The organism is Weissella sp. DD23 (assembly GCF_001579105.1).
GTDB lineage: Bacteria > Bacillota > Bacilli > Lactobacillales > Lactobacillaceae > Weissella > Weissella cibaria.
The window spans coordinates 396,708-404,600 of sequence record NZ_KQ970391.1; the positions used below are offsets into that span (position 1 = coordinate 396,708).

Sequence of the window (7,893 nt, forward strand, 5' to 3'; positions counted from 1 at the left end):
TGCCATGATTGAGGGCCCAGTAACGGAAGATATGCCAGCTAGTGTGTTGCAACGCCACCCTAATGTGACGGTGATTGTCGACGCTGCAGCAGCGGCAAAACTCACGAACCGTGAAGAAATTGTGCCGTTTGTGTAGAAAGTCCGACCTTTAGGAGATTAAACCGGCGATTGGTTGCAAAGGTATAACGAGCATGTTATATTTATATGCGTAGGGCAGAGATGTCTTACACAACCAATTCTCTTTCTCTCTCTTAGCCGCTGTAACTTGCCAGTTATAGCGGCATTCTCTTTGTAAAGGGACATTTGAGTATGCATTTTACATATATTCTTTAGATTTCCCTAAGAGTGGGTAACTAATTGGCACAAAAGTCTAGTATTCTCATGCATGCATAGCGTATACTATTCGAGTAATAACTATTAAAGAGGTATTGAAACATGGCTTCAAAGACTGAATTGATTGACTTGGTTGCAGCAAAGACTGGACAAGCTAAGTCAGAAACGACTAAGACGGTTAACGCATTGTTGGACGTTATCAAGGACCAATTGGCACAAGGCGAGAAGGTCGCCTTGGTTGGCTTTGGTACTTTCGAAGTTCGCGAGCGTGCTGCACGTAAGGGTCGCAACCCACAAACTGGTGCAGAAATTGAAATCGCAGCCGCAAAGGCACCTGCCTTCAAGGCTGGTAAGGACTTCAAGGAAGCCGTTAACAAGTAATTTAATCGTTACGTTTAAAACGCCACATTAGCATTTGCTGATGTGGCGCTTTTTGCATTGCTGGACTAACCAGGTTTGTTCACAAAATTTAGGTTTCGTTTTAGCTGGCGTGAAGATAGCGCTAAGCTAAGCGTCATATGATAATCCTCGTCAAAAACATTTGGAGGAACACGATATGACAGATCGTAATCAAAATAAAGGTCAACGGCCGTGGTTGCAATGGGTGACCTTGGGCGTTGCTAGCTTAGCAATGGTGTTTAGTCTCATCACCGCCTTTCATCCGTTCGGAATCGGGTCAGACACTAGTCGACCCACTATGACGCAACAATCCGGTGGTTTTGGTGGCCGTGGCCCAATGGAAAATAATCAGGCGGGTTCGAATGGCAACACATCTTCGGGTACAACGAATTCAGTAGATGAAGCTGCAAGCAACGGCACGACGACCCAGTGATAGGAGATTAAAATGAATTTTGTGAAACGAGCAGGAATTACGTTATGGGCCCGCAAAGGCCGTTCTTTATTACTGGTGTTGACGTCGACCGTGATTTTAGTTTTCGTCATGGCTGGTTTAATTATTCAGAACGCTGCATTAACAGCAGCCAATAACGCCGCTAATGCAGTTGGCTCAACAGTCAGCTTATCAGCTAATCGCGAGAAGATGTTTGAACAGATGAAAGCAAGCCAGTCAAGCGCTAGTTCAACATCAAACAGTGAAACGAAACCAACGGCGATTACAATGCCAACCGCAACCGTGAAGCAGGTTAAAAAGATTGCGGCACTCGCTAATGTTTCGTCGTATAACATCACCAATAATGCGTCAGTAAATGCGAATAGTTTTAAGGCAGTGACAACGACAACGACATCAAATGCCATGGGCGGCGGTCCAATGGGTGGTGAGAATAATAGTGGTGATATTCAAGTGAACGGTGTGTCACTTACGGCAGCAACGTCGTCATTTACAGATGGTTCAGCTAAGATTACATCTGGTCGGGGTATCAAAGCGTCTGACCAAGGTACTAACAATGTGGTCATTGAAAGCGAATTGGCATCAGCTAATAAGGTGAAGGTTGGTCAAACGATTACAGTGAAGACGACCGCTGATGATGCGAAAACGGTTAAGCTGACTGTTGTGGGTATTTACAAGGTGAAGACAGCGACCGATGGCTTCCAACGTAATGATCCATCGAATACGATTTACGGTTCATATACCTTGGCTAATACAATCAATGGCACTGAGAATGTCGCGTCTAACGTCACCTTTACGATGGCTGAACCAGCAAAAACAACGGCTTTTGTTAAGGCAGCTAAGAAGTATATTGATACCGACAAGCTTACGCTGACATCGGATGCCTCACAGTACAAGACCGCTGCAGCGAACATGAAGAACGTGGCCGCTTTTGCTTCGAAGATTGTTTGGTTAGTTTCAATCGCAGGTATCTTGATTCTTGGTTTGATTATTATCCTGATTACACGTGAACGTCGTCGTGAAATTGGCGTTCTGGTGGCATTGGGTGAATCAAAGCCTAAGGTTGTCGCACAATTGTTCACCGAATTATTAGCCATTCTGATTGTGGCCCTTGGTATTGCCACTGCTGCAGGAAATGGCGTTTCAGGTGTAATTGGAAAACAGCTAGTGCAACAACAAACGACGCAACAAATGCAAAGCGCGAATGGCGGCCTACCGGGTGGTGGCGCTGGTCAAAACGGTGGCCCAGGCGGTGGTCAAAAGCCATCAGGTAATATGGGTGGCGGCCCAATGGGTACCCGGGGTGGTATGACGAAGACAGCCGAACTCCAGACAGCGATGACACCAGTTGCGGTGGCTGAACTTGGTGGCGTGGCTTTCCTAATTGCTGTCTTATCAGTTTCAGGCGCGGCATTTAGTATTTTGCGCATGCGTCCAAAGCAAATTTTGCAGGCAGATTAATGGAGATAACAGAATGACATTAGAAATCAAACATTTAACGCATTGGTATACGGATCGAGATCATAAATTATATGAAGACGTTAATCTGACATTTGAGTCTGGTCGTTTTTACGCGATTGTTGGTGAATCTGGTTCAGGTAAGACAACGTTACTATCATTTCTAGCGGGCCTTGATGAACCTCGAGAGGGAGACATTCTGGTAGATGGGGTCTCAATTAAGGAAATCGGGTTAACTAAATTTCGCCAGAAGTACGTGTCGACAATTTTCCAGGCCTACAATCTGTTGAATACGATGACGGCGTTCCAAAATGTGCAAACTGCCTTAGCGATTACCGGTTCGATTCACGCAAAAGATAAGGCATATATTCTGGATCAGTTAGCTCGTGTCGGCATTGATGAAGAAAAAGCTCATAAAAACGTGCAACGTCTATCTGGCGGTGAACAACAGCGCGTAGCAATTGTCCGGGCATTATTGGTCGATGCACCAATCGTTGCCGCTGATGAGGCGACTGGTAATTTGGATCATGAGAACTCACAAAAAATTGTGGACTTGTTTGCTGAACTGGCACATGAATTTGGTAAGACAGTGATTTTAATTACGCACGACCGCGATGTCGCGAGTCGGGCAGATGAACAATTACTCTTGCAAAATCACGTTTTTGAACCAATCTAAAAATAAGTGTGTGACGAAAGATGCTTTGAATTGCGTTGGATGACGGATCCAAACATTTGGAACATGTTTAACAACGGGCGCTAGATGATAATCTGGCGCCCGTTTTGTGCTACACTGGAAGGATAATTAATGAAGAAGTGAGATGTACCATGCAAATGACAGGAAATGATTTCATTGCGGCTTTGAAAGATGAAACCTATGAAATCAAAAGCTTTACTGCCGCTGATCAAGCAACCATTAATTTGGATGATTTGTTTGGTTATGTTGAACAAGCGACATCACAAGAGAAATTGTTCAGCGCAGAGTTACTGATTAGTGGGGATGAACCAATTAGTTTACGGGTTGAAACCGGTTTGGTTAATCTACCTATTCGTTATACCAACGCAATTAGTAAGATTGTGATTAATGACCCAGAGACAGAAGTAACGTTATATATGATTGCGGAGCACCCGTTGGTTACCAAGTCTGGTCTGCGAATTGAAACGGCAGCAACCGTCGCGGCTTTTGCGGATGACCCAGAATCCGTTGAAAGCAAGATTGCGACCTTTTTCGATAAAGAATTGCAAAGCATCAATGAGGCTGTCGCAGCGGCCGAGTCTGATGAATCTGAAGCAGAGTAATTGAACGTTAGAGAAAGATTGAGTGAGACATGGCACGGAAAAAGCGTATGAGTCGAAACAAGCGGTTAGCGCTGGTGATGACAATTATTATTTTGGTGGTGTTGGTAGCCCCACAATTTATTAGATACTATATGAACGTGACGGAAGCGAAACAGGCGGCCCAGCAGGAAAAAGATTATTTGGCAAAAATTGCCCGCCAACAACGCTTGGAAGGTGACAACTCTGCCGATAAGTTGCCAGTGACAACGCATTGGGACTTAAATGCTGCGGGGAACATGAAGGTTGTGGTATCTAGTCGGGTTATGAAGGAAACGGATGGCCAGGCGTTGAAGTGGGTTAAAACAGCAGCGAAGGTGTGGAATCAAGCACTGGGGGTGAAGTTCATCTCAGTGCGGTCATCTGATGCCAACCAGGATGAAAATGTTGATCGAAATGTCTGGCCACAAGATAGTGACTACCAGTTGTTGGTTGGGTATAAAAAAATGACTGACACGGCTGGTAAGGAAGATACCTCAGTATTGGCCACAACGACTGAAGGTGGCAATACGATGTGGATTTCAGCCCATGCGGCGAAGGTGTGGTTGGCAGAAACGATACAGCGTGAGGATTATTTGTCAGGGGCGGTGTATGGCCCAGTCACATCGGCGGATATTACGGCCTTACACGATAAAGAGGCTGAGCATACAGTGATTCATGAATTTGGGCACGCATTAGCGCTCAAGCACCAAGGATCCGCACTTGATTTAATGTCGCCGATGGTGGGAATTAAAGATTCAAGTAAGCCGAATGAAACGGAAGTCATGCAGGTTAAGACGATTCGTTATCTGGCCATGCATCCTGAAGCACTTAATGAAGGCACGTATAATGATGTCTTCCGTAAGTATTACAAACAAATAAACGGCCAAGACATTCCAGATGATTTGGTTGTTTTGAATGATAGTCATGATTAAGGGGATTTAATTATTATGAAGCACAATATTTTAACGGCCCACAAGGTCATTGGTACGCTCGTTGGTATCATTGTGTTTTTGTTGTTATTTAAGTACGTGGCCATACCAGCTGGCGTACCCAACACGAAGATAACGTTAGCACCAGCTTGGTTGGCATTGATAACAGCTATTTTCGGTCCGATTGCCGGGGCGGTTGTTGCCTTTATTGGGCACACATTAAATGATGGCCTGGCATCAGGAACGGTTTGGTGGACATGGGCGATTGCTGATGGCATGTTTGGTCTATTTCTAGGGTTAGCAACGCAACGAATTGGGTTGTTTATTGGTTCATTGACGGCCCGCAAATTAGTGCTGTTTAATGTTTGGCAACTAATTGCCAATGTGGTGGCTTGGTTAGTGATTGCACCCTTGGGTGACCACTGGATTTATGGTTTGGCGTTATCAGAGTCATACCAGCAAGGGGTGGTCGCTGCTTTGGCGAATACGGTGGTCATTGCTGTCCTTGGCACAGCCTTAATTACAGTTTATAATCGTTATTTTGTTAAGCAAAACTAAGCTTTATTCATTTTCTATTACGGCCATAGGTTGAAAATTAATAACGACTGTTGCAACAGGGAATCCTTGATATATCAAGGGTTTCCTGTTTTTTAGTTATCGCGATTCATGGTTTATTTTCAGTTAGTGTGGTAGAATTTATGCATTAGTAATGAATAAAAAGTGAGGTGTACCATGGCAAAGTTAATTGATGGTAAGGCGATCGCCAAGGCGTTACGCGCTTCGGTTACGGAACAAGCCACGCGTTTATCAGAGGCTGGTGTTGTGCCTGGATTAGCGGTTATTTTGGTTGGTGATGATCCAGCAAGTGAAATATACGTCCGTAATAAGGAGCGTGCCGCTAGTAAGGCCGGCGTTAATGCACAAACCATCCGTTATGATGCAGAGACGGCGGAAGAAACTTTGTTGGCAAAAATTGCCGAGTTGAATGCTGATACAAGCGTTGATGCCATTCTGGTACAGAGCCCGGTTCCAGGTCACATTGATGAACACAAAATCCAAGAAGCGATTAGCCCAGCTAAGGACGTAGATGGTTTTCACCCAGAGAACATTGGTCGTTTGTATGCCAATCGGGAAGGCTATTACCCAATTGCCAATACACCTCGAGGCATTATGACGATGCTCGCTCATGAGGGTGTCACGTTGGCGGGAAAGAATGTTGTGATTATTGGTCGCTCCATTTTGGTCGGCCGGCCCATGTTTGCGTTGGCGCAAGCAGCTGATGCAACGGTGTCATTGCTACACCGCTATACACCAGATAACTTACGCCACGAATTATTGCAACAAGCCGACGTGGTTATCGTTGCAACTGGTGTCGCTGGTTTGGTAACGGGATCCGACTTGAAAGCGGGTGCCACGGTTATCGATGTTGGGATTAATCGAATGGCTGACGGTTCGTTAGTTGGCGATGTTGACTTTGCTTCAGCGGAACCAGTTGCCGGCTTAATTACGCCGGTTCCTGGTGGGGTTGGTCCGATGACCATTGCCACATTATTGCAAACGACAGTTGAGTTGGCTGCATTACATCATGGTGTTACATTGGAGGCAGGATGGCAGACTATTTAACGGTTTCAGCGCTAACCAGTTATCTAAAGCGTAAATTTACGGCTGATCCGTATTTAAAAGAAGTCTATGTGACGGGTGAAATTTCTAATTACCGTCAACGACCTGGTCATCAATATTTTTCTTTGAAGGATGACGGGGCGGTGCTTAATGCAACGATGTTTAAGTTTGCCTTTCAAAAGTTGCAATTTAAGTTAGAACCAGGGATGAAAGTTAACGCCGTTGGCCACATGGATTTGTACGCGCCCAATGGGTCGTACAGTCTTATTATTGATAAGCTAGAACCGGATGGCGTCGGGGCCCTTTATCAGGCATATGAACAGTTAAAAGCGAAGCTATCAGCTGAAGGTTTATTTGACCAACTTCGCCGGCCAATTCCACGCTTTCCTAAGAAAATTGCTGTGATTACATCACCGAGCGGGGCTGTTATCCGCGATATTATGACGACGGTTCGACGACGTTACCCAATTGCGGAAATTGTTTTGTATCCTGCAGTTGTGCAGGGTGATGGGGCGGTACCGTCATTAACGAAGCAAATGACGGCCGTTGCAGAAGCAGCCGATTATGATGTCTTGATTATGGGGCGTGGTGGTGGCTCGATTGAAGACTTGTGGGCTTTTAATGAGGAGGCGGTGGCACGCCAAATGTTGACCATGCCAATGCCAATTATCAGTTCGGTTGGTCACGAGACAGATACAACGATTGCAGATTTTGTAGCCGATCAGCGGGCCGCTACACCAACGGCAGCGGCAGAATTAGCGACACCGGTACCATTGGCTGACTTATGGTTGGGCATTCAGCAAATGCAACAACGACTGGTTAACCAAATGCAGCGCCAAGTTGTGGCTAACCAAGAACGCCTAAGCCGGTTACAAAATAGTTACGTGTTGACACAACCAGCTCGTTTGTACGAAGGATATTTACAACGATTAGATATCGCGCAACAACGGTTACAACAAGCGGTTACGACAACGGTCACGCAGCGTCAGCATCAATTTGACTTATTGGCACCACGTTTAGTAAATGCGATGACCCGCCAGGTTGAGCGTTCCCAGGAACGAGTTGGTCGCGCCGTGGCTGGCTTGCAGTTAGTGAGCCCGTTGGCTATCTTAGCCCGTGGTTACAGTGTTGTTGAACATGACACGCACATTTTAACGACGGTAGATGATGTTGCTGTTGGTGATACGGTTCATATTCGGTTGGCGACTGGTGAATTAGACGCCACGGTTACAGCAAAGGAAAGTGAAAAATAATGGCAGAAAAGACATTTGAAGAAAATTTGGCAACACTGGAAAAAATTGTTGCGCAACTTGAAAAGGGTGACGTACCGCTAGAAGAAGCCCTCAAACAATTTGAAGTGGGTGTTAAGTTGAGTCAAGAACTACAACAAAC

10 protein-coding genes and 1 pseudogene are annotated in these 7,893 nt (G+C 45.5%); all 11 read left to right on the forward strand.

The annotated features are described in order from the left end of the window. Nucleotides 1-136 (forward strand): annotated as a pseudogene (locus WEIDD23_RS14465) (glucosamine-6-phosphate deaminase); the annotation flags it as partial. Between the two features lie 299 nt (nt 137-435). Then, nucleotides 436-714 carry an HU family DNA-binding protein gene (locus WEIDD23_RS04350; protein WP_010373075.1) on the forward strand — a complete coding sequence of 93 codons (279 nt, stop codon included), beginning with the start codon at nt 436-438 and terminating at the stop codon, nt 712-714. Between the two features lie 175 nt (nt 715-889). After that, entirely contained in the window at nt 890-1,165 is a 276-nt protein-coding gene (locus WEIDD23_RS04355) for a hypothetical protein (protein ID WP_010373078.1), read from the forward strand. A gap of 12 nt (nt 1,166-1,177) precedes the next feature. Continuing rightward, a complete protein-coding gene (locus WEIDD23_RS04360) occupies nt 1,178-2,641 on the forward strand; it encodes an ABC transporter permease (RefSeq protein WP_010373080.1) in 1,464 nt (487 codons plus the stop codon). A gap of 13 nt (nt 2,642-2,654) precedes the next feature. Next, the gene (locus WEIDD23_RS04365; RefSeq protein ID WP_010373081.1) at nt 2,655-3,314 is read left to right on the forward strand and encodes an ABC transporter ATP-binding protein; all 660 of its coding nucleotides are present in this window, start codon (nt 2,655-2,657) and stop codon (nt 3,312-3,314) included. 149 nt (nt 3,315-3,463) lie between these two features. Then, nucleotides 3,464-3,934, forward strand: a complete 471-nt coding sequence (locus WEIDD23_RS04370) for a hypothetical protein (RefSeq protein WP_010373083.1) — start codon at nt 3,464-3,466, stop codon at nt 3,932-3,934. Nucleotides 3,935-3,963: 29 nt separating this feature from the next. Continuing rightward, the gene (locus tag WEIDD23_RS04375; protein ID WP_010373085.1) at nt 3,964-4,884 is read left to right on the forward strand and encodes a zinc metalloprotease; all 921 of its coding nucleotides are present in this window, start codon (nt 3,964-3,966) and stop codon (nt 4,882-4,884) included. A 15-nt stretch (nt 4,885-4,899) separates the two neighbouring features. Next, entirely contained in the window at nt 4,900-5,439 is a 540-nt protein-coding gene (locus tag WEIDD23_RS04380; RefSeq protein ID WP_010373087.1) for an ECF-type riboflavin transporter substrate-binding protein, read from the forward strand. Nucleotides 5,440-5,613: 174 nt separating this feature from the next. Next, entirely contained in the window at nt 5,614-6,504 is an 891-nt protein-coding gene (locus WEIDD23_RS04385; RefSeq protein ID WP_010373089.1) for a bifunctional methylenetetrahydrofolate dehydrogenase/methenyltetrahydrofolate cyclohydrolase, read from the forward strand. After that, nucleotides 6,489-7,754 (forward strand): exodeoxyribonuclease VII large subunit, encoded by a 1,266-nt coding sequence (gene xseA, locus WEIDD23_RS04390; protein WP_010373091.1) that lies wholly within the window; start codon nt 6,489-6,491, stop codon nt 7,752-7,754. Before WEIDD23_RS04385 ends, xseA begins: the two co-directional genes overlap by 16 nt. Next, on the forward strand, nt 7,754-7,893 hold a 140-nt coding region (xseB, locus tag WEIDD23_RS04395), incomplete at its 3' end, for an exodeoxyribonuclease VII small subunit (protein ID WP_062358787.1). The genes xseA and xseB, both read left to right, overlap by 1 nt.